Genomic DNA, 1,394 nt, shown 5'->3' on the forward strand with positions numbered 1-1,394 from the left:
GGTGTCCAATTCTGCGGTCGCAGCCCGCATTGCGGATGGGGTGGATGGCTCCTGCTCCACCGGCGTCGCAATGCGCCATAATGCAGTTGTCTATCACTGCTAGGAAAGGAGCCACCCAATGCAGGTTACAACAGTCGGCCTAGAACTGGCCAAGAACATCTTTCAGGTGCACGGGATCACAGCGGACGGGACCGTTGCGTTCAATAAGTCACTCAGGCGGGCGCAGCTCTTGGACTTCTTCGAGAACATTGAGCCATGTCTCATCGGCATGGAAGCTTGCGGGTCGAGCCACCATTGGGCGCGGCAATTCCTGAAGCTGGGTTATGAAGTCCGTCTGATGCCTGCAATGTATGTGAAGACCTATGTCAAACGCGGCAAGTCCGACGCCATCGATGCAGAGGCGATCTGTGAAGCGGTCACGCGCCCTACGATGCGTTTCGTGGCGATCAAAACTGAGGAACAGCAGGGTGTCCTGTTCCTCCACCGTGCCCGTGACATGGTCGTGCGGCAAAGGACCAGCTCAGCAACATGCAGCGTGGCCTGCTGGGTGAGTTCGGCATCGTGATTGCTCAAGGTATCGGCAGTGCTGTGAAGTTTGCAAAGGCGGTGCTGGACGGAGACCGTCCGAGCATTCCTGAAGTCGCCATCGAGGTCCTGACAAACCTATGCAACCAGATGGTTGCTCTGCATTTGCGTATCCTTTGGTATGATAAACGCATCCTGCTTGAGGGTCGAAGAGACCGCCAAGTCATGCCGTTGCGAACCATTCCCGGGGTCGGCCCTGTGACCGCCTCGGCCATCGTCGCTACAGCGGGCGACGGACATCAATTTCGCAGTGGGCGAGAGTTTGCTGCTTGGCTGGGACTGACGCCTATCAACCGATCAAGCGACGGCAAAGAGCGTCTGGGGCGTATCTCAAAAATGGGAGACAAATACGTCAGACACCTATTGGTGGCAGGCATGACGGCACGCCTGAGACACATGAAGGACGATCCCGACCGCGCAGATCCATGGGCAATCGCCCTGTTGGAGCGAAAGCCCCCAAGGTTAGCAACCGTGGCCATGGCCAACAAAACCGCTCGGATCGTCTGGGCCGTCCTGACACGAAACGAACGCTACCAACCACATGCAGCATAAACTCATAGAGGGAACATAAGAGACGCAAGACCATTGAGATGATGGAGCAATGTCAGCCCGCCAACCAAGACACCCCGTCGAATGTCTGGGACACAAAGTTGTCCGTATTGCCGTTTGGGACTTGGTCAGCGGAAACCATTAGGGCCAGCAGCCGCGTGCGCTGCGCCAACAGGCCGGACACACGACTGCATCTGACAGACGCTCATATCAGCTCAAAAAATATCTTGCTATGCAGGAGACATCCACACAAGATATTC

1 pseudogene is annotated in these 1,394 nt (G+C 56.4%); it reads left to right on the forward strand.

Features of this window, described 5'->3' with window-relative positions:
* The first annotated feature begins 118 nt into the window (after positions 1–118).
* Positions 119–1,137: pseudogene (locus Q0802_RS24615) on the forward strand (IS110 family transposase).
* The last annotated feature ends 257 nt before the right edge of the window (positions 1,138–1,394 follow it).

Source organism: uncultured Roseobacter sp., from assembly GCF_947495275.1.
Lineage (GTDB): Bacteria > Pseudomonadota > Alphaproteobacteria > Rhodobacterales > Rhodobacteraceae > Roseobacter.